The organism is Rhodococcus sp. UYP9 (assembly GCF_040547235.1).
Lineage (GTDB): Bacteria > Actinomycetota > Actinomycetes > Mycobacteriales > Mycobacteriaceae > Rhodococcoides.
Window position 1 is genome coordinate 177,786 of the sequence record NZ_JBEPPH010000002.1, and the last position, 24,417, is coordinate 202,202.

The window sequence follows — 24,417 nt, forward strand, 5'->3', positions numbered from 1 at the left end:
TTCACGGACCAGCGGGAGGCCCTAGCGGCTGAGCCGCTCCTTCCGCAGTTGGGTGACCTCGGGGAGTTCCAACGGCGCCAGCGGCGATCCGAGCGCACGTTCGAGGAGGTAGTCCGCCAACTCGGGATTGCGCGCGAGTACCGGTCCGTGCATGTACGTCCCGATCACAGAACCCTGTACGACGCCTTCGCGGCCGTCACCGACACCGTTGCCGACGCCGTGCGTGACCTTCCCCAGTGGGGAAGCGTCGGCGCCGAGTGTCGTTCCACCACGGTGGTTTTCGAAGCCGGTCAGATGCGAAGTGAGCCCGGAGAGCACAGGTTCGGTGACGACCTCACCGATCGACCGCGTCGCCTGCGGCTTGGTGGTGACGTCGAACAGTGACACGCCGTCGACGCGCTCGCCGGAGGATATTTCGTACCAGTGTCCGAGGACCTGAATGGCCGCGCAGATCGCGAGGACGGGAACACCGCGTGCGGCCGCATTCTGCAGTCCGGGGTATCGGGAGAGGTGACGCGTCGCCAATCGTTGCGCCGAGTCCTCGGCCCCGCCCAAGGTGTAGACGTCGAGTGACTCGGGGACAGGGTCCTGCAAGGTGATGTGGACGACTTCGGCATCGATACCGCGCATGCGAAGACGCTGCCGGAGAATCAGCGCATTGCCGTTGTCTCCGTAGGTTCCCATGACGTCGGGCAGGACGAGCCCGATCCGAACGGTGGACTCAGACATCGTGCACCTCGCGTGCGAGCGCGCGGCCGAGGTCGCGGAACGCGGTGTAATTGGCCAGCACTTCCACGCGTCCGGGCGGACAGGATGCGATGGCCCTCAGTGGATCTGTCACGGTCGTGTGTGGGGAACCGGCGTAGAGCAGGCGGACGCCGAGATCCGTGGCGCGTTCTCCGGAAGCAACGACGGCGACGTTCTCGAAGTGTTCGAATCGTACGTCCCACAGCCAAGAGAGGTCTTCCCCATCGGGAACCTGACCGTTTACGGCGATGACCAGACCGTCCACGGTGGGGTCGATCATCGACATGGCTTCCTGCCATCCCGCGGGATTCTTGGCGAGAAGCAGACGCACGGAATGACGTCCGTACTGGACTGTCGAGTAACGGCCCGCGACCTCGTCCACTCCTGACGCCGCGGCAACGGCCTCGACCGCGCTCGCACCGAGAGTCACGGCAGCGGCGACGGCTTGAGCTGCGTTACCGCGGTTGGCTCTACCCGGTAGAGCCAGGCTCATCGGAATCTTCAGACTGTTCGGCCCGTACAGATTTTCGTCGTCGAGCCACCAGTCGGGCGTCGGACGCTCGAAGGCCACGCCGTTTCCGACGTCGCCGCCGGTGCTGTACCAGTGGTCGCCGTCCCAGACGATCGGTTCTCCGGTCCTCGGGCAGCTGACGGAGTCTCCAGCCCAGCCGCCTCCTGCCGCCACCCATACGACGTTGGGGGCATCGAACGCGGCAGACGTGACGAGGACGTCGTCACAGTTGGCGATGACGACGGTCTCGGGATGCCGTGCGAGACCGGCGCGCAGCTTGCGCTCGATCATGTTGATCTCGCCGACGCGATCGAGCTGATCGCGGCTGAGGTTCAGTAGTACTACAGCGTCGGGGGATACCGCGTCGCACACGTGGGGGACGTGGAGTTCGTCTACTTCCAGCGCAGCGATCGGTGCATCGAGATGCGCGAACAGGGCCGCAACGATTCCGGCATCCATGTTGGCGCCGTCGGCCTGGGTGGCTACTTCTCCGAGGGGAGCGAGTGCCGCCGCCGTCATCCGCGTCGTCGTCGACTTTCCATTGGTACCCGTCACCACAACCGTGCGACGGCCGGAGCCGAGGCCGGTCAGGATGTCGGGGTCGATCTTGAGGGCGACGAGGCCCCCGATCATCGATCCCTTGCCCCGGCCTGCCTTGCGTGACGCCCACGTTGCAGCCTCGGCTGCTCGTAGTGCCAGCCTTCCGCGTGCACCTATCGCCGCTCTGCGCTCACCCGCTCGAACCATGCGCCGAGTCTGGCACAGACTGGCCGATGAACTCTCCTCGGAAGTTGCCTCGGACCGCTATCTTGATTTTGGAACATGTTCTAAAAACGATGAAGGGACTACTTTTCATGGCTCCAACTGCCGATGTCATCCGCAAGACGGTCGACGCATACGTCCAGGCCGTCGCGCACGGCACTGTCGACGACGTCTTGGCCTTGTACGCGAAGGGAGCCACGGTGGAAGATCCGGTCGGCACCGAGGTCAAGACCACCGAGGCCTCGATCAGGGAGTTCTATGCCGTGGTCGAATCGATGGAGCAGACCGGAGAGGTGCTGACGGTGCGGATCGCGGCGAGCACAGCTGCGTTCCACTTCAAGCTGACAACCAAGTTCGGCGACAAGATGCTCGAGATCTCGCCGATCGACGTGATGGAGTTCGACGACGAGGGCAAGATCACTTCGATGCGCGCAATCTGGGGTCAGGAAGACATGGTTCAGCTTCCCTGAACCGAGGTCGATCACGCCCCGGGTTCACAGCCCCGGCCGTTCCCCGAGTTCCGGTCATTCCACCGAGACAGCCACCGATGACGACAGCTGCTCCGATCAGAGACAAGGCACTCGGGGACTCGTCGAGGAAGATCCACGCCCCGGCGATGCCGACGACGGGGACGAGCAGGGAAAACGGTGCGATGACACCCGCGGGGTGGCGACTGATCAGTACCGTCCAAAGACCCGATCCGGCGATCGTGCCCAGCAGCACGATGTAGGTGAGACCGGCGAGCGCCGGCCAACCCGACGAGCTGAACGAGTCACCGAGGGCACGCCACCCCGTGGATGGTCCTTCTACGGCAGCCGAGAGTGCAAGCATCGGAAGCGGCGGGATCACGCACATCCACAGCATCAGCCGCATCGGTTCTCTCGACCTGGCAAGCCTGTTGCCGAGGTTGCCGAACGCCCAACCGAGGCCGGCGAGCAACGTCAGTACGACGGGCAGCAACGACGCGGCCTGTGCTCGGTCCCAACCGATGAGGGACATTCCCACGACGGCGACGGTGATACCCACTATTCGGCGCCGACCGACGTGCTCACGAAGTAGCAGAGCGCCGAGGACGATCGTGAACGGCGCCGAGGATTGCAGCACGAGTGAGGCGAGCCCGGTGGGCATCCCGGCATTCATCGCTGCGAAGAGAAAAGCGAACTGTAGAAACCCGAAGCCGAACCCGTAGAGCAGAAGCCATGCGATCGGTACCTTCGGCGGACGAACGAACAGCAGTACCGGGATCGCGATGACGAGAAACCGAAGACCGGCGAAGAAGAACGGCGGGAAGTGATCGAGCCCGACCCGAATGGCAAGAAAGTTGAGCCCCCACAGCACCGCGACAGTGAGCCCGAGGAGTCGATCGCGGTTGTTCACGGTCACTATCGTGACCGGTAGAAAACATCAGCACAATCTAATAAATCCGCATGAATGATTAAGCTTTACTTCATGAACGTCGAGCGCTTGCGGATCCTTCGGGAGCTGGCCGACCGCGGGACGGTCGCGGCATCGGCTTCGGCACTGTCCTTGACCCCGTCCGCGGTGTCCCAGCAGCTCAAACTGTTGGCCAAAGAAGCCGGTGTGACACTGTTGGAACCCGACGGCCGAAGGCTGCGATTGACCGATGCCGGGCACGCACTCGTGCTGCGCGCCGACGAGGTCATATCAGCACTGGACAGAGCTTCAGCGGAGATGGCCTCGTACGGCAACTCCCCGCGTGGACGCGTGCGCGTCGCGCTGTTTCCATCGGGCGCGGCGCTACTGCTTCCTGGTGTGCTGGGCAGATTGAGCGGGAGCGGAACTCGCGTCGACGCCAGCGACGAGGACCTCCCCGCATCGTCCGTATCGGCGCTTCTTGCGGACTACGACGTCGTCTTGACTCATCGTGATGACGTTGCCCCGGCGACCGCGGCCATGCGTATCGAAGTCGTGCCGCTGATGCGTGAACCGATCGATCTGGTGTTGCCACCCGATCATGCACTGGCAGGACAGGGTTCGGTAGATGTGCGGCAGCTGGCGGAAGAGCGTTGGATCAGCGTGCGTGGCGGCTTCCCGGTCGACGACGTGTTGCTCTCGGTCGCTGCAGCTACCGGAGTGCAACCACGAGTTGTTCAGCGCATCAATGATTTTCGAGTGACCGAAGAACTCGTGGCCCGCGGTCACGGCGTCGCGCTGATGCCACGTTTTGCGGTGGTGCATCCGCGGCTGGTGCGACTGCCGTTGAAGGGTGTGAAGGCCGGACGGATCTACGAACTCGCGACGAGGCCGGGAGCGCACAGGCTCCCGGCCGTCGCCGCGGTCATCGAGGCTTTTCGTGCGGAGGCTTCGCAGGTGACCGGAAATGCATGACGTGCCATGCCTATCCGGTCAGATGCGAAGAATCTGCCTACTGTAGTGCCTTGGCTTTCAGTTGCGAGAATTCCTCATCGGTGATGGTTCCGCTGTCGAGAAGTGCCTTGGCATGTGCGATCTCCTCGGCGGAGGTGCGTCCAGCGACCTGCTTGATGTACTGCTCTTGTTCGTCCTTCATGTGCTGCATGGCCGCTACCTGACGCTTGGTCATATCGCCACCCTTGGCGATCAGGTAGATCAGCGCAGTGATGAACGGTGCCACGATCAGGAAGAAGACCCAGATGGCCTTGACCCATCCAGAGCTCTTGTGATCCCTGAACAAGTCTCCGATGATCGAGAACAGCACCATGAGATAGGCGATGAATGCGAAGCTGACGATGATCAGCCAAAGGAAATCCCAGAACGAATCCACGATTCGATGCTCCATTTCGAGTGAGACCAATTTCCGGTGAAAGAAATTGGTGAAAGGCCTTGCGCCTTAGTGTCGCACTCATCTGCGAGCAAGATCATCATCCGAAACAGGTGAATTCACCCGTGTCGGATGATGCCGCCGTCGGTGAATGCAAGGAAATATCATTTCGATGAGTGAGACGGTGTTCGACATAGGGCCGGTTGGCCTGTTGGTCATGACTTTTCCCGGCGATCGAGCAAATCCCAAGGTGGTGGAGGCGCTGCAAAGCGTGATCGCCCAGGGGTCGGTGTCGCTTCTCGATCTGGTGTTCATCGGGCGAAGACCGGACGGAACCTATCGTCAGGTCGATGTCGACGAGAAACTCGAAGACGTGGGTCTCGAGATCCTCTCGCTCGAAGCCAAGGCATTGATCAGCGACGAGGACCTCGACGTCGTGCGTGAGTCCCTTGAACCGGGGACCTCCGCCGCAGTTCTCGTCTACGAGCAGACCTGGGCCCGAACCTTCGCGAATGCAGCACGCGCGGCAGGTGGCGAAGTCGCACTGCACGTTCAAATTCCACGCGAAACAGTCGAAATTGCGCTCGCTGCAGCGCTGGTTTAGGAGAAACACATGGTATTCGGACGAGGACGAGTCGGCAGGCCTGGGCTACTGGGGACGGTAGCCCGCACCGCGGTCGTCGCGGGGACGGCAAATGCGACGTCCAACGCGATGAACCGTCGCAGACAATCGCACGAGGAGCAACAACAGGCGCCACCGCCACCACCGCCACCAGTAGCCGCACCTCCAGCCGAGGACGACCTCGTCGGCAAGATCCAGAAACTGGCTGCGCTGCGCGATGCAGGCGTACTCGACGCGAACGAGTTCGCGGCAGCGAAAGCAAAGCTCCTCGCCTGATCCCCGGGGGCGGTGGAAAAAATACGGGCCCTTCTCCGCCTAGGCGGAGAAGGGCCCGAGTGATCGGCCGAAGTTACTTCAGGGCGCGATTGACCGCGGAAACGAGAGCACGCAACGATGCAGTTGTAATCGACGTCGCGATACCAGCACCCCACACCGTCACGGCAGTGCCGGAGGGGCCGGTGACCGAGGCCTCGACGTAGGCAGCTGCCTGGGCGTCGTCGCCCGCAGACATCGCGTGCTCGGAGTAGTCGAGGACGCTGATCTCGTAACCGACCGTCGACAGCGCGTCGACGAAAGCAGCAAGGGGGCCGTTGCCGGATCCGGTGATGTCCTGCTCGACGCCGTCGAGCAAGATCGTCGCGACGATGCTGTCGGTTCCGCCGTCCGTTTCGGCCGCGATGACGCGCTGCTTGATGCGCTCGAGCGGACGTACCGGACTCAGGTACTCCTCGGCGAAGACATCCCACATTTCCTTCGGGGACACCTCGCCACCCTCGCCGTCGGTAATGCGCTGAACAGCCTGCGAGAACTCGATCTGCAGCCGCCTCGGCAGCGCGAGACCGTGATCGGACTTCATGATGTAGGCGACGCCGCCCTTGCCGGACTGCGAGTTCACGCGAATGACGGCTTCGTAGGTGCGGCCTACGTCTTTCGGGTCGATCGGCAGGTAGGGGACCTGCCAGGTGATCTCGCCGACATCCGAGTTCTGTTCGTCGGCAGACACTTTCATCGCGTCCAGGCCCTTGTTGATGGCGTCCTGATGGCTTCCTGAAAATGCCGTGTACACCAGGTCTCCGCCGTAGGGGTGACGCTCGTGAACGGGGAGTTGGTTGCAGTACTCGACTGTTCGACGCACCTCGTCGATGTTCGAGAAGTCGATCTGCGGATCGACGCCGCGGGTGAAGAGGTTCAGACCCAAGGTGACCAGGCATACGTTGCCGGTGCGTTCACCGTTGCCGAAGAGGCATCCCTCGATACGGTCTGCGCCCGCCTGGTAGCCGAGCTCGGCAGCAGCCACGCCGGTTCCGCGATCGTTGTGCGGGTGCAGTGACAGGATCACGCTGTCACGGCGGTCGAGATTTCGGCTCATCCACTCGATCGAGTCCGCGTACACGTTCGGCGTGGCCATCTCGACCGTTGCAGGCAGATTCAGAATGATGGGCTTGGCTGGTGAAGGATCGATGACGTCGACTACGGCGTCACAGACCTCTTTGGCGTAGGCGAGCTCGGTCCCGGTGTAGGACTCCGGGGAATACTCGAATCGCCAGTCGGTGTCCGGGTACTTCTTGGATTCCTCGAGGCATTTACGTGCGCCGTCGGTGGCGATCTTCTTGATCGTGTCGCGCTCCGCACGAAACACCACACGACGTTGCAGAATCGACGTCGAATTGTAGAAATGCACGATGACGTTCTGTGCACCTTCGCACGCGAGAAATGTGCGCTCGATGAGCTCGGGTCGGCACTGCGTCAGAACCTGAATCGTCACGTCGTCGGGAATGGCGCCGTCTTCGATTATCTCGCGGACGAAGTCGAAATCGGTCTGGCTCGCCGAGGGGAATCCGACCTCGATCTGCTTGTAGCCCATACGGACCAGCAGGTCGAACATACGTCGCTTGCGTGCCGGACTCATCGGGTCGATGAGCGCTTGGTTACCGTCCCGCAGATCGACCGCGCACCACTGCGGAGTCCGGTCCGTCACCTTGTCCGGCCACGTGCGGTCGGGGAGGGTGATCGGCTCGACCTCCTCGGCGAACGGCAGGTACCGGTACGTCGGCATCGAGGAGTTCTTCTGGGTGTTCCACGCAGGCTGGTCGCTGGGAGCGGGCCGCGAGGGAGGAGTAATCGTTCTCGAGGTGAATGCGTCGGCTGGTGACATTGGCTCAATCTCCGAAGTTACTGGCTGAAATGGTTATCGACCGGCGCGAAAAACCCCGCGACGGGAAGCCAGTCTGATTCAGACCCCGTCGCGGCGATCGAGGAGGAGCGCACGCTGCATGAATAGAAGTGTACTACCGCGAGCGCAAACCTCGTGCCGGGGTCGGCAAGGAAAGTTCAATCGGGAAGTCTTCGCAACTCCACGACGGTCAGTCCCAACGCGTCGAAACGCGCAAGCATCCCGCGCAGGGCAGTCTCGTCGTCCACCGGACCGAACAACCGGGTGAACGGCATCGGGACTTCGGTGGTGGCAAGATCGGGGAAGGCAGCCTGCGCACGTTCGGACAGCTCACCCTCGACGAGGAATTCGTACCGAACTCTGCGGGTGTTGATATCGGCGGGCTGAGCCATGGTGCTGCTCCTTCGCGGTCCGCTGCTGGCGTTACTACCAGGTTCCGCGCCCCCGGCCGCCGCGGCATCACCCGCAGATGGTGAACCCGCCCCACGTCTCCGATCGGCGCATCACAGCAGACCGAGTTCGTGCGCGGCGGAAATCGCGTCGCGTCGTGATCTGACCTCGAGCTTGCGGTAGATGCCACGCAAATGCGTCTTGACGGTGTTGACGGACACGAAGTGATCGGACGCGATTTGCTCGGCCGTACGCCAGGACGGCAGTTCGCGGAGCAATTCCAGTTCGCGGGGTGTCAGTGCGTCCGACATCCTCGACTCGGCCGCAGGAGGATGCCTCGGTACTACTTCGCGGGCGCGATCTGCGAATGGTTCGAGCAGACCGAACCGTCCGCGATTGTGCGTGAGAAGGTCCCGCAAAGCGGCGCCGCCCTCGGCGAACGGCAGCAGTATCGCCTCGGGTTCGGCCTCGGCAAGAGCGCGGCACACGAGCTCGAACGCGCGTGCCGGATTGCGTCGTACCAGCGCGACCTTTGCAGCAGTGATTGCAGCGCGGATGGTAGTTGTGAAGCTGGCGCATGGGAGCTGACCGCCCAGGATCGCCGCCAGTTCGGAGTCCGCGACGTCGAAGCGTCCGTGCACGCGGTGGATCTCGGCGGACAACAGGGCAACCTCGCCGACCTTGCCGAGCCGTCGCCTCGTGACAGCTATCAGCTCGGTTGCCCAGAGGGTTTCGCCCGCCGTCAGATATCGACGCTGAACCATCGGCGCCAGCAGTGCCTCGTAGGCGGGGACCACCGGCTGAACCGACTCGATCCACTCACGGCCTGCGGCGCTCACCTCCTCGATCGTCCCGTTCAGTACGAGGGCCGCGCGCTTTCCGTACTGCGCGACGGCGGAATCAGCGGATCGACCGATGCTCGACCACACATCCTCCGGTGCCACGGACGTCGGCGTCATACGGATATGGGCAACGAGAAGTTCGAGCGATTCGGCGACCGAGAAGAGCGGAGTATCGGTCAGTGAGTGTAGGCGTGCGTAGGTGACGGCGCGCTGGCCACGAGCAAGGGCCTCGGTCAATCTACCGGTGAGAAAGCAGATCCCGGCAGAGGTCACCAGGCAGGTCGTGACAACCGCCGGAAGATTTCCAGCCCGACCGTTCGCTACCGCGTCCTCGAGGCAGCGCTGTGCCTCGGTGGGTCGACCGAGATGCAACTCGGCGAGTCCGGCGATCAGCAGCGCGTACGAATCGAGTTCGGGCGAACCGGATTCGCCGAACTCCAGCTCGCGTAAGCGACATAAAGCGTCCTCGATGTCGTTGCCGACGTGCACCCTCGCATGAACCTCGAGAGTTCGACGCAAAATCTCGAAATCGAAACTTGCAAGCTCGTCGAGTGGCCTGCGCCGGAGCGCCGTCAGCGTCGAGGTTGCCGGCGCAACACTTCCGATGGCCAATAGTGCTGCAGCGCTGATCAACTGAACAATATCGTGTCGACGTACCGGAGCCGGGCTGTCGTCGATAGCGGTCAGAACCTCCGAAGCGTTGCCTCGCAGTACGAGTCCGAGACCGGACTCGCTGACGATGTCGAGAATCGATTTCGAATCACCAGCGTGCACGCTGTGCTGCAGAGCCTGCAGGGGCTGCCGGTAGTCGCTGAACCAGGATGATGCGACGCGCTCGAGGCTTCTGATCTGCCCGGCGCCGAGGCGACAGATTTCGGCACGAAGATAGCCACGCATCAGCGGGTGATATCGATAGGTGGGTTCCGATCCGGGGATCTGATCGATGAGAAAGTTCTGCGCAAGCAGGTGATCGATGGTGGCCTGCGCACCCCCGAGGCCGGTCAACTTCTCGGCGAGATCGGTTGTGAACCATTCGGGTACGGAGGTCTCGATCAGGAACGTACGAGCATCGTCGGGGAGTCCGGCCAAGATCTCGTTCACGAGATAGTCGGCGACCGTGTGCTGTGTTCCGGTGAAATCGTCGATGAGTTCGGGAGAATTCGCGCCACCGCTCAGCGTCATCGCAGCCAGCCTCAGACCCGCTGCCCAGCCCTCGGTCCGGTTCATGACCTTTACCAGATCGCCTCGGGCAAGGGCGATTCCGGATCGCTGGAACATATCCGACGCCTCATCGGTGGTGAATGCCAAGTCTGCTGCGGAGATGTCACGGACGAGTCCGTCGAGCCGCGGTTTCTGCAGTGCGAGTGGAGGTTCGAATCGTCCAGCGACGATGATCCGGAGATTACATGGGGGCCAACGCAGAAACGCACCCAGAAGGGCCAGTACTTCACGGTTGTGCAAGAGATGGGCGTCGTCGAATATCAGGCAGATCTGTGCGTCGACGCTTTCGATGGCCTCGACCAACAGTGCGCTGAACTCCGAGTAGGACGGATCCCCCACGGATGGAAGGGATTCGACAGCAGAAGCGAGGTGGGGCGATCCACACTGGGCGAGCGCCGAGACGAAGCACGCTCTGAGCACGGCCACGTCGTTGTCGGATTCGTCGATGGTGATCCACGCGAGAAGGGTGTCGTCTCCGGCGTCGATCGTATGGACCCAATCGACGAGCAGGGTCGTTTTGCCTGAACCGGCGGGCGCCGTGATCACGGCGATGGGGCTGCGGTCACCTGTCGGTTCGAGCATGGTCAGGAGGCGCCGTCTCCGAATCGTGGCGCCGGATCTCTGTGGTTTTCGGCTTCGCACTCTCGGTGCGGCGCAATGCAGCGTATTCATATACGACTGGCTCCCGACGAAAAGGCCACACGGAGGTTTGCTGGATGCGTCGATAATATTGCACTCGAGGTGATCTTGGGTGATTAAAGCGATATTCGATACTGGTTGGTATGTTTCCCCCCTCAATGCATACCTGCTGCCTTTTATGGGGATTAATACTGGATACGTCGAATGATCAATGCGAAATATGCCGCCATGCGGTCTCCTTGTTCGAAATGTGTGTGTGCCCCATTTGTCGCGAATGTCACCGCTTGTGCAGTGACCAGCCCACCCGCACTACGTCGCCGCAGGTGGAGGGCTCCGGCGGGCACTCCCCGGAACACCCAAGGCTGCTGGCGACGGCATACCTCGGTAAGGTGGCGGGGCCAGATGCACCACAAACACACACTGAAATGCACCGGAGGTACACACGCGTGGCTCTCATCGTCCAGAAGTACGGTGGATCGTCGGTGGGATCCGCCGAACGTATCCGACGCGTCGCTGAACGAATCGTCGAGACCAAGAAGGCCGGCAACGACGTCGTCGTCGTGGTCTCCGCCATGGGCGACACCACCGACGAATTGCTCGACCTCGCCAAGCAGGTGTGCCCAGCCCCACCCGCCCGTGAAATGGACATGCTGCTCACCTCGGGTGAGCGGATTTCCAACGCACTGGTCGCGATGGCTATCCACTCCCTCGGCGCCGAGGCTCGTTCCTTCACCGGATCGCAGGCGGGCGTCGTGACTACCAGCGTGCACGGCAACGCCAAGATCATTGACGTGACACCAGGTCGTGTCCGCGACGCACTCGACGAAGGTGCGATCGTGCTCGTCGCCGGATTCCAAGGCGTCAGCCAGGACAGCAAGGACGTCACGACACTCGGCCGCGGTGGTTCCGACACCACTGCCGTCGCACTCGCCGCTGCGCTGAATGCCGACGTCTGCGAGATCTACACCGACGTCGACGGCATCTTCACGGCCGATCCGCGCATCGTTCCCAACGCCCGCCACCTGAGCGCAGTTTCGTTCGAAGAGATGCTCGAAATGGCGGCATGCGGCGCCAAGGTGCTCATGCTGCGATGCGTCGAATATGCCCGTCGATACAACGTTCCCGTACATGTTCGGTCGTCGTACACCACGAAACCCGGAACAATCGTCTCCGGATCTATGGAGGACATTCCAGTGGAAGAAGCCATTCTCACCGGCGTCGCACACGATCGCAGTGAAGCGAAGGTCACCGTCGTCGGCCTGTCCGATGCACCTGGCTACGCAGCCAAGGTCTTTCGCGCCGTCGCCGATGCCGAGATCAATATCGACATGGTGTTGCAGAACGTATCCAAGATCGACACCGGCAAGACCGACATCACCTTCACCTGCCCGAAGTCCGACGGTCCGAGAGCCGTGGAGATGTTGACCAAGCTGCAGGGTGAGATCGGCTTCGCCCAGGTGCTCTACGACGACCTGATCGGCAAGGTCTCGCTCGTCGGTGCAGGCATGAAGACCCACCCCGGTGTTACAGCGACGTTCTGTGAAGCACTCGCCGACGCCGGTATCAACATCGACTTGATCAGCACCTCGGAGATCCGCATCTCGGTACTGGTCAGTGACACCCAACTCGACGAGGCAGTGCGCGTACTGCACGCCGCCTTCGATCTCGGCGGCGACGAAGAAGCTGTCGTGCACGGCGGAACAGGAAGGTAGGGGAGATGACAACAGTCGCAGTAGTAGGCGCCACAGGTCAGGTCGGTGCTGTCATTCGAACCTTGCTGGAGGAACGCAACTTTCCCGCCGACACTGTGCGGTTCTTCGCCTCGGCGAGATCAGCGGGCAAGAAACTTCCGTTTCGCGGGGAAGAGATCGTCGTAGAGGACGCGTCGACGGCCGATCTTGCAGGCATCGACATTGCACTGTTCTCCGCCGGAGCCACGCTCTCACGTGCGCAGGCACCACGGTTCGCCGCAGCAGGCGCAGTCGTCATCGACAACTCTTCGGCATTCCGTAAGGACCCCGAGGTGCCGCTCGTCGTCAGCGAAGTCAATCCGGAGGAAGCGAAGAACCCTCCTAAGGGCATCATCGCGAACCCGAACTGCACCACCATGGCCGCGATGCCGGTCCTGAAGGTGCTGCATGACGAAGCAGGCCTTCGGCGCCTCATCGTCAGCAGTTACCAGGCAGTGTCGGGCAGTGGGCTTGCGGGCGTCGAGGAACTCGCGACGCAGGCACGCGCCGTCATCGGTGACGTCGAGAAGCTGGTGCACGACGGATCTTCGGTGGATTTTCCGGCTCCGAACAATTACGTAGCGCCGATCGCGTTCAACGTTCTTCCGCTGGCCGGGGCGCTGGTGGACGACGGATCAGGCGAGACCGACGAGGATCAGAAGCTGCGTAACGAATCGCGGAAGATCCTCGGACTCCCGGACCTGCTGGTCAGTGGCACCTGTGTGCGCGTTCCGGTGTTCACCGGGCACTCGCTGTCGATCAACGCGGAGTTCGCGAACCCGCTTTCGGTGCAACGTGCTCGTGAGCTTCTCGCAGCGGCACCGGGCGTGACGTTGGTGGATGTGCCGACGCCGTTGCAGGCTGCAGGCAAGGACGATTCCCTCGTCGGGCGTATCCGTCAGGACCCGGGCGCTCCCGAAGGCCGCGGACTCGCACTGTTCGTATCGAGTGACAATCTTCGTAAGGGTGCTGCGCTCAACACCATTCAGATTGCCGAACTGCTGGTCTAGATCTACCCGATCTGCTCCCCGGTTGCGCGCTCGAGCACAAACCGGGGAGCAGATCGCGGTGGGCTCAGCCCAGCCGCTGCCCGTCGCCCGATCCGTCGAAAAGATGCGCATGGGCCTCGTCGAACCGTACGTGCACGACCTGGCCCTTCTGCGGTGGATCGCGCCAGTCGGCGCGCGCGACGATCGTCTGCGTCCGGCCATTGATATCAGCGCGACCGAACACGAAAGCTTCCGAGCCGAGTTCCTCGACGATGTCGATTTCGAGCTTCACTCCCGAGTCTGCGATCTGCACGTGTTCAGGCCTGATACCGAACACGACCTCCGCCCCGGACGACGCCGCAAGGGCCTCGCGCTGAACCGGAATGACTTGATCACCGATCTGCACCCCGCCGTAGGTAATCGGCAGCGTGAACAGATTCATCGACGGCGAACCCATGAAACCCGCGACGAACACGTTGACCGGAGTCCGGTACAGCTCACGCGGTGAAGCGCATTGCTGCAGCACTCCACCCTTCAAGACTGCGACGCGGTCTCCCATCGTCATCGCTTCCACCTGATCGTGCGTCACGTACACGGTGGTGGTGGCCAACCGCCGTTGCAGTTGTGCGATCTGGGTACGCGTCTGTACCCGCAACTTGGCGTCGAGGTTGGACAGTGGTTCGTCCATGAGAAATACCTGCGGTTGACGCACGATCGCTCGGCCCATCGCAACTCGCTGCCGCTGACCACCGGAGAGTGCTTTCGGCTTCCGGTCGAGGTAGTCCTCCAGGTCGAGAAGCCTCGCGGCCTCGAGCACTCGCGTGTTGATCTCTTCCTTGCTCGCCTTCGCGAGCTTGAGCGCGAAGCCCATGTTCTCCGCGACGCTCATGTGCGGATAGAGCGCGTAGTTCTGGAACACCATGGCGATGTCGCGATCCTTGGGCTCGGCGTCGGTGACGTCCTTGCCTCCGATGAGGATCCGTCCGCTGTTCACTTCTTCGAGACCGGCAAGCATCCGGAGCGAGGTGGACTTGCCGCAACCGGATGGGCCGACGAGGACGAGAAACTCGCCGTCCTCTATCTCCAGGTCCAGTGCGTCCACCGCAGGCGCATCCGAGCCGGGGAAAAGCCTGCTCGCGCGATCGAACGTAATCGATGCCATGTTCTGTTAAATCCCTCCACCGGCAGGAACGTGCCGGACGATCCGAGTGTGGGGTATCGACGGGTGCCGACGAAGGAACATAGTATGGGCGCGGTCACATCGGTGGGGCGGGAGGGTAGCCCGCGGAACGACCCAGATAGGCGGGAGGGTAGCCCGCGGAACGACCCAGGAAAGCGGGAGGGTAGCCCGCGGAACGACCCAGGTGGGCGGGAGGGTAGCCCGCGGCATGACACGGCATGACACGGCACGGGCGAAGGGTGTGGATGTGGACGGTATTTCGCGCAGGTCGGTCTTTCGGAGTCTCGCGTTGGTTGCTGCTGTTGCCGGGGGTGCAGCGCTGCCGTCGAGTTCGGTAGCTCGGCGGGCTTTTGCCGACGATATCTTCGGCGGCCGTAGCCCTTTGCTGTTCCATTCGCCCACGCTTGCTCCGTTTCGTGACGAGTTGCCGAGGCTGCCGGTGGTCGGGGGTTCGCAGGTGTCGCTCGATGCGCGCAGCGCGATGCATTCTTTCCACGCCGATCTCCCTGCCGGTCCGACGTTTGGTTACGGCGAGCTCGATTATCTGGGCCCGACCATCGAGTCCGTGCAGGGACAGCCGTGGACGTTGAACTACACCAATCGCACCGAGGGGAATCCGCTTGCAGCCGATGTGGATACCTCGCTGCACGGGATGAGCGAGCAGGACCGGCAGATGACCCCGACGTCGCTGCATCTGCACGGGAGTATCACTCCGCCGGACAGCGACGGTAACTCCGAGATGCTCGTCCGCCCGGGTGAATCTCTCACTCATAGGTTTCCGGGGCTCAATGAGGCCGCAGGGCTTTGGTACCACGATCACGCGATGTCGATGACGCGCATCAATGTCTACGCGGGTCTGGTCGGAATGAATCTGGTTCGGGATCAATTCGATTCGGGTCTCGCCGACAATTCTCTGGGGTTGCCGTCCGGTGAGTTCGAAGTGCCGTTGGTATTGCAGGAAAAGATCATGAATCCTGACGGCAGCATGAGCATCAGGTCCAATATCACTGTTCCCCAGGGGAAATGGGAAGGTGGCGGGACCGGGGACGTCGGCGTCGTCAATGGGAAGATCTGGCCGACGATGGAAGTGGCGCGTGGGCTGTACCGTTTTCGCGTCGTCAATGCCGGCTCCTACAGTGTGTGGAATCTGTTCTTCGGCAACAGGATGCGATTCTGGGTGATCGGGAACGACGGCGGGCTTCTCGATGCGCCGGTGCAGACCGACAGTATTAGGCTGGCGCCGGCCGAACGGGTCGATGTGCTGGTCGATTTCGGCTCGCTGGCACCCGGCGAACTGGTCGAGCTCCGTAACGACGAGCCGCCACCGGCCCAGGCTGCATCGTTGGGGGCGGTGCCGATGCCGTTGTTCTGTCAGTTCAGGGTGGCGTCGGGCCGAGGATATGTCGGTGACGTCATGACGATGTATCGCGGCGGCAAAGGCCAGCCACCTCTGCTGCCGATTATTCCTGCTGCGCAGGTTCAGCGCACGGTCACTGTCAATCAGCCTTCGGCAGGGTTGTCGTTGGCACCGCCGATGATGACGCTGAACAACCTTCGCTACAGCGACCCGGATATCGAGATGCCGACGCAGGGCGTCGTAGAACAGTGGAACATCGTCAACACCACCCTCGAGCCTCACCCGATTCACCTGCATCTGGTGCACTTCCGCACGCTCGGCCGAGCATCGGTGGATCTGACGGCTTACATGCGCGAGCGTCCTCGCCCCGATATCGGCGTCAAGTGGGCGCCCGACGTCGAGAGATATGTGACCGGCCCGCTGTCTCCACCGGCCGCGTGGGAGTCGGGCGCGAAGGACACCGTCAACACTTACCCGGGGACCGTCACGCGAATTCTGGTGCGATTCCCCACGGCCGACGAGCTCGGATTCGATCCTGACGCAACTTTCGCTGGCCCTGCACCTGCACACGAAGGCGGCCATTCAGGTCACGAGGCTGGTGGGCAGGCGAGCTCGACCGAGCTGCAGGGTTACATGTGGCACTGTCACATGCTCGACCACGAGGACCACGAGATGATGCTGCGTTACCGACTGCGTGCCTAGTCGCGTCGATGCCATACGGAAAGCTCAGGCCGAGACGACCCACCCGGTTGCTATCGACTACGCGGCGGCTGAGGCAGCTACTCTCGGCTTCCGAGTTCCTGCCCCTGCCAGTTACAAGCCGCTGGTCAACGCACTAGCTGCGGGCGGGGTGGTGATCGTCGGACCGCGACAGGGCCGACGGGTGATGGCCGCTGCGGAGACCCCGAGGCGGATGATAGTTGGCGTAAAACTCATCTTCACCCGCCCCAGTACCTCTTCATCTCCCGCCTCGCCAGGCCTTCAACCAACCTGCGCTACGGACTCCGGATTTGGAAGGGCAGCTTTACTTTTGGAGGGTCGACGGCGGGACCGCATGCAGGCTTCACGTCCACCGTTCGACGAACGCACCCACGGCGGTGTTCGCGGTGTCGGGGTGTGATGCGGTCAGGAAGTGTTGTCCCCCGTCGACGATCTGGAGTTCGGCTGAAGGAGATTGCGTGAACTGTGAGATTCCATGCTCGGCGTTGGCGACGGAGTAAACCTGATCGGCAGTGCCTTGTACCCACAGCACTGGGCACTTCACTTCGTTGAGGCGTGCCTCGAGGCCATCCCGATCGCGGAGATTGACCGTGCTCGTCCGGAGTCGGCGCCGGCCCTCGTCTCCGGTGTAGTTGGATCGGTAGGTTTTCAGCCAAAAATCGCGTTCTTCCTCGGAGACTACTTCGCCCAAGCCGGCGCCGAGGACTGCGTTTACGAAGTCGTCTTCTACCACCCAGTCGTCACTGACAGGCGTCGATAGTGCATCAATGGATGGGCTGCAGAATTCTGACCCGTTCCAGCAACCTCTGTCCATGCTCGCTTGGCTCTCGAAGTCCATGGAGGTGCCAAAGATAACGATTCCCTGGATGACATCAGGAGCAAGCATCGCCATTCGCGTGGCGATCCATCCTCCTTGGGAGGTTCCGAGCGCGAATGATTCTTTGATGCCGAGCGCTTCGAGGACCTGCAGGTTCGCGACTGCGCTGTCCCAGTAGGTGAACTGACGGTAGTTGGCGCGGGTTGCGCCGTGACCGTAGGGCTCGATGGCCAGCAGGTTCATAGCCGCATTGAGCTCTGCGTTGGCGAATTGAGGGCGGTACAGCTCCACGGACGTGGTGAACGAGTTGGCCATGACCATGGTTGGCAGGGACGCATCGTATTCGCGTCCGAACTTGTAGCCGATGGTGGATCCGCCGAGGTGGGGGATATCGATAGTTTTCGTAGTCATCGAGGTCCTTCCGGGTTCGAGTGAGGAGGGGATTCGATCGGGCTGGAGCCGACACACGCGGGCAAAAAGGTGGTCTGCTGTCAGTAGGAGCGACAGGCTCTACTAGAGATTTCCGGGATCAGGGTCCTCTAGGTAGTCATGGAGGACTCGGCCCATTGAATATGTGAATGTCACGTCGCCGTATAGGAGTGAGGTGACGTTCAACGGGGTGGTCGGAGCGAGCTTCGCCGCGGGATGCCCGTCGGGCATCGTAAACGTGATGTCGTCGACCGACGCGTCGAAGAGTTTGACGGTGAACGGGAGAGGAAGCTCGATGAGTTGACTCAGCGCCGCGTACCCGCCAGACGGTTCTGGGATCTGGCGGTGACTGTAGTAATTCAGATGCCCGCCGAGGTTGCCGACGTGTGTGTCGGTGACGCTTGCTGACACCGTGATGGCTGCGCTGTTCTCGATGCTCAGGGTGGAGGTGAGCTTGCTTCCCTCCAGTTCCGCGGTTCGTGTGCCGAGCATTGCTGGGATGCCGGAGGATTCTCGCGCGTACGAGATGACTCGCTGGGAGCTGTTCCAGTAATACGCGAAGTATCGGCCCGGAATCGCCATGGCGCCGTCGGCTGCAAGACTGTCGTGCCCGTCGATTTCAACCGTCAGGTACGTCAGGGAGAACCCCCCAAACCCGCTGCTCTGGTCGGCTTCGATGTCGTACATATTCATCTGAACTGTGTTGTTTTCGTGCGGAACAAGGCCAGGGGGAAGAATTTCCTGTAGCGCTTCGCGGTCGGCTTGATAGCCCACGATCACCATGCGTGCATCGCGGATGAGTTGGGGAGCCTCGGGTGCCCACACGGTGGGGGGCATGCCCCGATACGGAACCTTGGTCATGATGGATCTCATTCCTGCTTGTCGGTGAATGCGTCTTCCCAGAGCCGCACGGTCTGGACCGGCGCCTCGACCATGGGGTAGTGGCCGGCGTGCTCAATGGCGACCATCGAAGCGTTGGGGAGCGAGTCGGCGGTTTCTTGCAGGTACTCCTTGCTGACGAATGGGTCGCTCTCCCCATAGGCCAATATGACTCGGCCGTGGTATCCGGGGAGTTCGCTGCCAAAACTTGCGTTGCTCCAGTTCGCCAAGTAGGCCTCCCACACTTCCCGGTCCAGAACCGTTTGCGATCGCGCCACCAGGTTTTGAAGCTGAGCGTCACTGAGGTGCGGAGCCAGTCCGCCCAACGTCGGGCCTGGATCGGAGTACGCAGATGCGAATCCCTCGTACGTTGCCTTGTCGAACGGGGTCCCGAAAGGCGAGACGGGAGTCAGCGCGACCACTGAGCTCACACGATCCGAAGCCACAGTTGCTATTCGGAGGGCGGTCGCGCCGCCCATCGAGTGGCCAAGGATCGCGAACTTGTCCCAGCCAAGGTCGTCGGCCGCAGCTAGAGCCGCCGCCGCCATGCCATCGATGCCGTCTGTAGGCGAGTCAGCGTCGGAACGGTTCGGGCCATAGCCGGGGAAGTCGACAAAAGCGTAAGTGAATTTGTCGAGATTCGTCTCCAATCGGACCGCGGCCTACACGGCACTATCAAGCGCCCACCCGTGCAATACGAGCACCCGGATATCGCCAGAACCTTCCACGAATGGGGTCATACTTCCTCCTCAAGCGACCGAGCGCTCGCTCGGTATTACTGGCTGACTATATGAGCCAGTTCACACTTTGTCCACGGTTAGACGAGACTCACGAGAAGTGTCCGCGAAGCGCTCTCTGTGCCTCACGTAAAACTCCCGCGTAGCGGTGAGCGTGGGCATCCGCATCGGCGAGCAGGTGCGTGGATTCGACGGTGCCGTAAGCGTCAGCCCAGCAGGAGAGCGTCACGGCGGCTTCGCGGGTGGTATTGCCGCGGTCGGTCCGTCTATCAAACGGGTGAGCTTGACATATTCGCACTTGATGCCTTCGACGATGATCGGGATCTCACCGAACTTACAATCAGTCTGGACTGTTTGTTGATTTGGGGCTACAGTCGCTCATGTGACCCAGAGCACTCGACCGCCGGAGCGGCGTACGCAGGCACAACGCACTGCAGGTACTCAGACGAAATTGCTCGACGCGGCAATCGACTGCCTGGTAGAGAAGGGTTTCGCGCAGACCAGCACACAAGAGATCGCACGGCGTGCCGGCGTGTCCCGCGGAGCGCAACTACACCACTTCCCGACCAAAGAATCGCTTGTCACTGCCGCCGTCGGACATCTGGTGGACAAGCGATTGGCCGAAATCCTCGAGGCCAACTCCGATGGCACCCGGGGCGTCGAACTGCTCAGCGAAGCATTCTCCGGACCGCTGTTCTACGCCGCCCTCGAGCTGTGGGTGGCCGCGCGAACCGACCCGATATTGCACGAGGCCATGGTCCCGTTGGAACGCAAGGTCGCCGACGCCATTGCCGGCGGTGCCGCCGAGATCATGGGCAAGACCATGTCGCCCGAATCCATCGAGCTGAGCGTGGAACTCGCTCGCGGACTGGCGGTGTCTTCGATATTTCGCACCCCCGACGCCGACGCCCAGCTGCGGGCCCGACTTCTCCCGGTATGGGAGGCAAAGGTGATCCAGTCATGACAAGTACCGAATCAGTCCTTGCCGAGGAATCCACTGCTGCTGAAAAATCCGCGTTGCCGAAATCGGTACACGTACTTGTGGTGGGAGCTGGGTTTGCCGGCATCGCCGCGGTGTCGCGCATACTGCGGGACGACCCTGACGCCGATGTACTCGTCATCGAGCGGGCGCACGACGTCGGCGGTACATGGCGTGACAACACGTATCCGGGATGCGCATGCGACGTCCCGACCTCGCTGTACTCCTTCTCCTTCGCGCCGAGCCCCGAGTGGTCGCACACCTTCGCGCGTCAACCGGAGATCTACCGCTACCTGCGCGGGGTCGTCGACAAGTCGGGACTGGGCAACAGAATCATTACCGACTGTTCGCTCGATTCGGCGAGATGGGATGCGGCGCAGAACCTCTGGATCGTCGAGACGAGCAAGGGCATCGTGCACGCCGACGTCCTCGTTGCCGCCACGGGGGCACTGTCGACCCCGAAGTTTCCTGACGTACCTGGACTGGAGAAGTTCACCGGCACGGTATTTCACTCGGCGACGTGGGATCACGAACAGGACCTGACCGGTCGCCGCATAGCGGTCATCGGCACCGGTGCATCCGCTGTCCAGTTCGTTCCCGAGATCGTCGACCGCGCCGAACGGCTGACGGTATTTCAGCGAACGCCCGCCTGGGTAGTGCCTAGGCTGGACCGCACGCTCAGTAAAGTCGAACGCACGCTGTATCGGAAGTTTCCGGCTGTCCAAAAGGCAGTACGGGGAACGATATACAGCTACCGTGAGCTCTACGTCACCGCGCTTGCGCACAACCCCTGGGTGCTACCGGCGGTGTCGGTGGTCGCCAAGGCTCATCTGCGCAGGCAAGTGAAGAATCCTCGAACGCGAGCCGCGCTGACTCCGGACTTCACGATCGGCTGCAAGAGAATGCTCCTGTCCAACGATTGGCTCTCCACTCTCGATCGGACCGACGTCGACCTCGTGACCAGCGGGCTGACCGAAATCACCGCCGATTCCGTGCTCGACGCGTCGGGAAATCACTATCCGGTGGACACGATCATCTTCGCCACCGGGTTCACCCCGACGGAACCTCCGGTATCGCACGTGCTGACCGGCCTCGACGGGCGCACCCTCGCCGAGCATTGGGACGGCAGCCCCAATGCGTTCCGCGGCACCACCGTGCATGGGTTCCCCAACCTGTTCCTCATGTACGGGCCCAATACCAACCTCGGCCACAGTTCGATCGTGTACATGCTCGAGTCGCAGGCGAACTATCTCGCCTCCGCACTCGAAAAGATGCGAGAGGGCGGGATAGCCAGTGTGGAGGTAACCGAAGCGTCTCAGCGGCAATATAATTCGTGGATTCACGACTCGTTGGCGGGGACGGTGTGGAATTCGGGCGGTTGCTCGAGTTGGTATCTCGATGCCGAAGGCCGCAATCCGGTCATGTGGCCGACGTACACCTTCACCTTCCGAAACTCGACTCGCACCTTCGATCTTGCGGACTATGCGAGTGCGGTAGCAAGGAAAGGTGTTCGGGTATGAGCGATTACGACGTCTTGGTCATCGGATCAGGGTTCGGCGGTAGCGTGGCGGCCTTGCGTGCAGTGGAGAAAGGATACCGCGTCGGAGTGCTCGAATCCGGCCGACGCTTCACCGACGACGAACTACCGAAGACCAGTTGGCGACTCCGAAAGTACTTGTGGGCGCCCGCTATCGGTTGCTACGGCGTGCAAAGAATCCATTTGCTTCCCGATGTCCTCGTGATGGCGGGCGCGGGCGTGGGCGGCGGTTCGCTCAACTATGCCAACACCCTGTACCAACCCCCGCGCCGATTCTTCGAGGATCCGCAATGGGGACACATCACCGACTGGCATCGGGAACTCGCGCCGTACTACGACCAGGCCAAACGGATGTTGGGCGTGGAGACGAACCCGACCATCACTCCCTCCGACAAAGTCATGAAGGAAGTGGCCGAGGATATGGGAGTCGGTGACACGTTCACCAGCACTCCGGTCGGAGTCTTCTTCGGAACGCCAGGACAGGAGTCGGCGGATCCGTTCTTCGGTGGCGTCGGACCAACGCGCACCGGGTGTACCGAATGCGGATCGTGCATGACGGGATGCCGGATCGGGGCCAAGAACACTCTTGTCAAGAATTATCTGTACCTAGCAGAAAAGGCTGGTGCACAGGTACTTCCGTTGACGACGGTCACGGCCGTGCGGCCCGCGGCAGGCGGCGGATACGAAGTTTGCACACGCAGGACCGGAGGCAAGCTTCGCCGAAGCGTCACTGTGCTGACGGCCGACCAAGTGGTCTTCGCCGCCGGTACCTACGGGACCCAGAAGCTGATGCTGGCGATGAAGGAGACTGCGGCACTGCCGAATCTTTCGAACAGGATCGGCTCACTGGTACGGACCAATTCCGAAGCAGTGCTCGCTGCGACAGCACGTGGCCGTGAGGTCGACTATACCGAAGGCGTCGCGATCACCTCCTCGTTCCATCCCGATGATCACACGCATATCGAGCCGGTTCGATATGGCAAGGGCAGCAATGCAATCGGGCTTTTGCAGACCGTTCTGAGCGACGGCGGTGGCAAAACGCCTCGTATTCTGAAGACTCTCGGTGTGGCATTGCGGCATCCTGGAGCGGCGTTTCGCAGTCTGTCCGTTCGTCATTGGTCGGAGCGGACGGTGATCGCGCTGGTAATGCAGACCGACGACAACTCGCTCGAGCTCGGCTCCAAGGCCGGTGTCTTCGGCAGGCGCCTTACCTCTCGGCCCGGAGCCGGCGACCCGCCACCGCAGTGGATCCCGCAGGGGCACGAGGCAATCAGACTGCTCGCGGACAAGATCGGTGGCGACCCTGGCGGGTCCATGGCCGAGATCGTCAACATCCCGATGACTGCCCACTTCCTCGGTGGATGCGCTATCGGAGACTCGGTCGATACGGGCGTCGTCGACGCTTATCACCGCGTCTACGGACACGTTGGTCTCCATGTCGTGGACGGGTCGGCCGTCAGCGCCAACCTCGGTGTCAACCCGTCGCTCACGATTACTGCCCAGGCCGAGCGCGCTATGGCGTTGTGGCCGAACAGGGGTGAACCGGACCGACGTCCAGAATTGGGAAGCGGTTATCGCGAGGTCCTCCCGACGTCGCCGAGAAGCCCGGTAGTACCTACCGCTGCTTCTGGCGCACTGCGACTGCCGTTGACCGTCGTATCGGTCGATGCTCCCGGAGGTACGACATGTGGAGCGTGACCGAATCCGAATCGGCGAGAACCGAGTGGCCGGAGAGCCCGCCACCGCCGTGGCCCGCCGAAGTGAAGGCCACCATCTGGTGGCACCGGGCTCGGCCCGCCGGGCGTGCGCTACTGAAGGGTCGGACGATTCCGATCACGATGGTGATGGTCATCGATTACCTGAACTCACCGGTCGGGCCGTACCGCGAGGTTCTCGCCAGTCCGGTTTTGCAGCGTCCGGGCCGTGGAATGGGGCCGATGCCACGAATATCGGTTCCGTTCATCGCTGTCGACTCCGAGACTTCGGTGCACGGGGGCCGCACACACTGGCATCTGCCCAAAGTTCTCGCGGACTTCGGCGGCGACGTACTTGCCGACGCCTCGGTGTCTGGTGAAGGGGCGTCGGGAGACGGATGGTCTGTCCGCACGAAGGCGAAAGGTATCGGCCCGAGCTTCCCCATCAAGGGTGTGCTCGGGTTCGCGCAGCCCTCGGACGAGGGTTCGCTTCTGGCGACTGCACGTTTGACGGGTAAGGCCCGGTTGGCGAGGGTCCAGGTCGACGCGTCGGGTCCGAGCTTGGGCAAGTGGATCACTCCGGGCACCCATTTCGGGCTGCAGATTGTCTCCGGCCGGATGGCCACGGGGGTATCGTCCCTGCTCAGCAGTGGACAGGTGTAGTAAGCCTGCCTTTTCTTGACTAATTCCAGAAAGGGGGC

At 62.1% G+C, this 24,417-nt stretch carries 22 protein-coding genes; 11 read left to right on the top strand and 11 right to left on the bottom strand.

All coding sequences use genetic code 11. The features are described 5' to 3' along the window. Window positions 1-21 precede the first annotated feature (21 nt). Together ABIB36_RS07150 and ABIB36_RS07155 are read right to left on the bottom strand one after the other, a co-directional pair. On the bottom strand, window positions 22-729 hold the full coding sequence (locus ABIB36_RS07150; protein ID WP_084345672.1) for a type 1 glutamine amidotransferase: 708 nt from the start codon (window positions 727-729) through the stop codon (window positions 22-24). Next, a complete protein-coding gene (locus ABIB36_RS07155; protein ID WP_084345671.1) occupies window positions 722-2,005 on the bottom strand; it encodes a Mur ligase family protein in 1,284 nt (427 codons plus the stop codon). The genes ABIB36_RS07150 and ABIB36_RS07155 overlap by 8 nt, the downstream gene beginning before the upstream one ends. A gap of 107 nt (window positions 2,006-2,112) precedes the next feature. Here ABIB36_RS07155 and ABIB36_RS07160 point away from each other — a divergent pair, with 107 nt between their 5' ends. Then, entirely contained in the window at window positions 2,113-2,490 is a 378-nt protein-coding gene (locus ABIB36_RS07160; RefSeq protein ID WP_354560223.1) for a nuclear transport factor 2 family protein, read from the top strand. Here the strand turns inward: ABIB36_RS07160 and ABIB36_RS07165 are convergent. Beyond that, window positions 2,438-3,397 carry an EamA family transporter gene (locus ABIB36_RS07165; RefSeq protein ID WP_084345913.1) on the bottom strand — a complete coding sequence of 320 codons (960 nt, stop codon included), beginning with the start codon at window positions 3,395-3,397 and terminating at the stop codon, window positions 2,438-2,440. The two genes, ABIB36_RS07160 and ABIB36_RS07165, sit on opposite strands and share 53 nt — an antisense overlap. Window positions 3,398-3,469: 72 nt before the next feature. On the opposite strand from ABIB36_RS07165, the gene ABIB36_RS07170 reads away from it, so the two are divergent. Continuing rightward, the gene (locus tag ABIB36_RS07170; protein WP_354560006.1) at window positions 3,470-4,369 is read left to right on the top strand and encodes a LysR family transcriptional regulator; all 900 of its coding nucleotides are present in this window, start codon (window positions 3,470-3,472) and stop codon (window positions 4,367-4,369) included. Window positions 4,370-4,406: 37 nt separating this feature from the next. Here ABIB36_RS07170 and ABIB36_RS07175 read toward each other — a convergent pair whose 3' ends face one another. Then, on the bottom strand, window positions 4,407-4,799 hold the full coding sequence (locus ABIB36_RS07175; protein WP_084345668.1) for an SHOCT domain-containing protein: 393 nt from the start codon (window positions 4,797-4,799) through the stop codon (window positions 4,407-4,409). A 154-nt stretch (window positions 4,800-4,953) separates the two neighbouring features. Here ABIB36_RS07175 and ABIB36_RS07180 point away from each other — a divergent pair, with 154 nt between their 5' ends. Together ABIB36_RS07180 and ABIB36_RS07185 are read left to right on the top strand one after the other, a co-directional pair. Beyond that, entirely contained in the window at window positions 4,954-5,385 is a 432-nt protein-coding gene (locus ABIB36_RS07180; protein WP_084345912.1) for a DUF6325 family protein, read from the top strand. A gap of 9 nt (window positions 5,386-5,394) precedes the next feature. Continuing rightward, window positions 5,395-5,679, top strand: a complete 285-nt coding sequence (locus ABIB36_RS07185) for an SHOCT domain-containing protein (RefSeq protein ID WP_354560004.1) — start codon at window positions 5,395-5,397, stop codon at window positions 5,677-5,679. 73 nt (window positions 5,680-5,752) lie between these two features. Here the strand turns inward: ABIB36_RS07185 and leuA are convergent, their stop codons facing one another. The 3 genes from leuA to ABIB36_RS07200 all read right to left on the bottom strand — a co-directional run bounded on the left by leuA (window position 5,753) and on the right by ABIB36_RS07200 (window position 10,611). Continuing rightward, entirely contained in the window at window positions 5,753-7,558 is a 1,806-nt protein-coding gene (leuA, locus tag ABIB36_RS07190) for a 2-isopropylmalate synthase (RefSeq protein WP_354560002.1), read from the bottom strand. A 176-nt stretch (window positions 7,559-7,734) separates the two neighbouring features. Continuing rightward, a complete protein-coding gene (locus ABIB36_RS07195; protein WP_084345665.1) occupies window positions 7,735-7,968 on the bottom strand; it encodes a DUF8691 family protein in 234 nt (77 codons plus the stop codon). Window positions 7,969-8,079: 111 nt separating this feature from the next. Beyond that, a complete protein-coding gene (locus ABIB36_RS07200; protein WP_354560000.1) occupies window positions 8,080-10,611 on the bottom strand; it encodes a winged helix-turn-helix domain-containing protein in 2,532 nt (843 codons plus the stop codon). A gap of 503 nt (window positions 10,612-11,114) precedes the next feature. Here ABIB36_RS07200 and ABIB36_RS07205 point away from each other — a divergent pair. Together ABIB36_RS07205 and ABIB36_RS07210 are read left to right on the top strand one after the other, a co-directional pair. Further along, window positions 11,115-12,380, top strand: a complete 1,266-nt coding sequence (locus ABIB36_RS07205; RefSeq protein WP_084345663.1) for an aspartate kinase — start codon at window positions 11,115-11,117, stop codon at window positions 12,378-12,380. A 5-nt stretch (window positions 12,381-12,385) separates the two neighbouring features. Further along, the gene (locus ABIB36_RS07210; RefSeq protein WP_354559998.1) at window positions 12,386-13,408 is read left to right on the top strand and encodes an aspartate-semialdehyde dehydrogenase; all 1,023 of its coding nucleotides are present in this window, start codon (window positions 12,386-12,388) and stop codon (window positions 13,406-13,408) included. 64 nt (window positions 13,409-13,472) lie between these two features. Here the strand turns inward: ABIB36_RS07210 and ABIB36_RS07215 are convergent, their stop codons facing one another. Beyond that, complete coding sequence (locus ABIB36_RS07215; RefSeq protein WP_354559996.1) at window positions 13,473-14,549, bottom strand: ABC transporter ATP-binding protein; 1,077 nt, start codon at window positions 14,547-14,549, stop codon at window positions 13,473-13,475. 226 nt (window positions 14,550-14,775) lie between these two features. Between ABIB36_RS07215 and ABIB36_RS07220 the strand changes: the two genes are divergently transcribed. After that, window positions 14,776-16,626, top strand: a complete 1,851-nt coding sequence (locus tag ABIB36_RS07220) for a multicopper oxidase family protein (RefSeq protein ID WP_354559994.1) — start codon at window positions 14,776-14,778, stop codon at window positions 16,624-16,626. Between the two features lie 361 nt (window positions 16,627-16,987). On the opposite strand, the gene ABIB36_RS07225 is transcribed toward ABIB36_RS07220, so the two are convergent. The 3 genes from ABIB36_RS07225 to ABIB36_RS07235 all read right to left on the bottom strand — a co-directional run bounded on the left by ABIB36_RS07225 (window position 16,988) and on the right by ABIB36_RS07235 (window position 19,419). Further along, window positions 16,988-17,872 (bottom strand): alpha/beta fold hydrolase, encoded by an 885-nt coding sequence (locus tag ABIB36_RS07225; protein WP_084345661.1) that lies wholly within the window; start codon window positions 17,870-17,872, stop codon window positions 16,988-16,990. Between the two features lie 102 nt (window positions 17,873-17,974). Next, window positions 17,975-18,751 (bottom strand): acetoacetate decarboxylase family protein, encoded by a 777-nt coding sequence (locus tag ABIB36_RS07230; protein ID WP_084345909.1) that lies wholly within the window; start codon window positions 18,749-18,751, stop codon window positions 17,975-17,977. Window positions 18,752-18,759: 8 nt separating this feature from the next. Continuing rightward, window positions 18,760-19,419: an alpha/beta fold hydrolase gene (locus tag ABIB36_RS07235; protein ID WP_354559992.1), complete on the bottom strand. Its 660-nt coding sequence runs from the start codon at window positions 19,417-19,419 to the stop codon at window positions 18,760-18,762. A gap of 469 nt (window positions 19,420-19,888) precedes the next feature. Between ABIB36_RS07235 and ABIB36_RS07240 the strand changes: the two genes are divergently transcribed. Genes ABIB36_RS07240 through ABIB36_RS07255 form a run of 4 tightly spaced genes read left to right on the top strand, consistent with a single transcriptional unit; the run spans window position 19,889 to window position 24,379 of the window. Beyond that, the gene (locus ABIB36_RS07240) at window positions 19,889-20,470 is read left to right on the top strand and encodes a TetR/AcrR family transcriptional regulator (RefSeq protein ID WP_084345658.1); all 582 of its coding nucleotides are present in this window, start codon (window positions 19,889-19,891) and stop codon (window positions 20,468-20,470) included. Further along, window positions 20,467-22,005 (top strand): flavin-containing monooxygenase, encoded by a 1,539-nt coding sequence (locus ABIB36_RS07245; protein ID WP_354559989.1) that lies wholly within the window; start codon window positions 20,467-20,469, stop codon window positions 22,003-22,005. The genes ABIB36_RS07240 and ABIB36_RS07245 overlap by 4 nt, the downstream gene beginning before the upstream one ends. Next, a complete protein-coding gene (locus ABIB36_RS07250; RefSeq protein ID WP_354559988.1) occupies window positions 22,002-23,720 on the top strand; it encodes a GMC oxidoreductase in 1,719 nt (572 codons plus the stop codon). Before ABIB36_RS07245 ends, ABIB36_RS07250 begins: the two co-directional genes overlap by 4 nt. Then, window positions 23,708-24,379: an acetoacetate decarboxylase family protein gene (locus tag ABIB36_RS07255; protein ID WP_084345655.1), complete on the top strand. Its 672-nt coding sequence runs from the start codon at window positions 23,708-23,710 to the stop codon at window positions 24,377-24,379. Before ABIB36_RS07250 ends, ABIB36_RS07255 begins: the two co-directional genes overlap by 13 nt. Window positions 24,380-24,417: the final 38 nt, after the last annotated feature.

Bases quoted from the DNA above. Each gene is read 5' to 3' on its own strand.
- ABIB36_RS07150 (WP_084345672.1), bottom strand. From the start codon at position 729: ATGTCTGAGTCCACCGTTCGGATCGGGCTCGTCCTGCCCGACGTCATG.
- ABIB36_RS07155 (WP_084345671.1), bottom strand. From the start codon at position 2,005: ATGGTTCGAGCGGGTGAGCGCAGAGCGGCGATAGGTGCACGCGGAAGG.
- ABIB36_RS07160 (WP_354560223.1), top strand. From the start codon at position 2,113: ATGGCTCCAACTGCCGATGTCATCCGCAAGACGGTCGACGCATACGTC.
- ABIB36_RS07170 (WP_354560006.1), top strand. From the start codon at position 3,470: ATGAACGTCGAGCGCTTGCGGATCCTTCGGGAGCTGGCCGACCGCGGG.
- ABIB36_RS07175 (WP_084345668.1), bottom strand. From the start codon at position 4,799: ATGGAGCATCGAATCGTGGATTCGTTCTGGGATTTCCTTTGGCTGATC.
- ABIB36_RS07180 (WP_084345912.1), top strand. From the start codon at position 4,954: ATGAGTGAGACGGTGTTCGACATAGGGCCGGTTGGCCTGTTGGTCATG.
- ABIB36_RS07185 (WP_354560004.1), top strand. From the start codon at position 5,395: ATGGTATTCGGACGAGGACGAGTCGGCAGGCCTGGGCTACTGGGGACG.
- leuA (WP_354560002.1), bottom strand. From the start codon at position 7,558: ATGTCACCAGCCGACGCATTCACCTCGAGAACGATTACTCCTCCCTCG.
- ABIB36_RS07195 (WP_084345665.1), bottom strand. From the start codon at position 7,968: ATGGCTCAGCCCGCCGATATCAACACCCGCAGAGTTCGGTACGAATTC.
- ABIB36_RS07200 (WP_354560000.1), bottom strand. From the start codon at position 10,611: ATGCTCGAACCGACAGGTGACCGCAGCCCCATCGCCGTGATCACGGCG.
- ABIB36_RS07210 (WP_354559998.1), top strand. From the start codon at position 12,386: ATGACAACAGTCGCAGTAGTAGGCGCCACAGGTCAGGTCGGTGCTGTC.
- ABIB36_RS07215 (WP_354559996.1), bottom strand. From the start codon at position 14,549: ATGGCATCGATTACGTTCGATCGCGCGAGCAGGCTTTTCCCCGGCTCG.
- ABIB36_RS07220 (WP_354559994.1), top strand. From the start codon at position 14,776: ATGACACGGCATGACACGGCACGGGCGAAGGGTGTGGATGTGGACGGT.
- ABIB36_RS07225 (WP_084345661.1), bottom strand. From the start codon at position 17,872: ATGACTACGAAAACTATCGATATCCCCCACCTCGGCGGATCCACCATC.
- ABIB36_RS07230 (WP_084345909.1), bottom strand. From the start codon at position 18,751: ATGACCAAGGTTCCGTATCGGGGCATGCCCCCCACCGTGTGGGCACCC.
- ABIB36_RS07245 (WP_354559989.1), top strand. From the start codon at position 20,467: ATGACAAGTACCGAATCAGTCCTTGCCGAGGAATCCACTGCTGCTGAA.
- ABIB36_RS07250 (WP_354559988.1), top strand. From the start codon at position 22,002: ATGAGCGATTACGACGTCTTGGTCATCGGATCAGGGTTCGGCGGTAGC.
- ABIB36_RS07255 (WP_084345655.1), top strand. From the start codon at position 23,708: ATGTGGAGCGTGACCGAATCCGAATCGGCGAGAACCGAGTGGCCGGAG.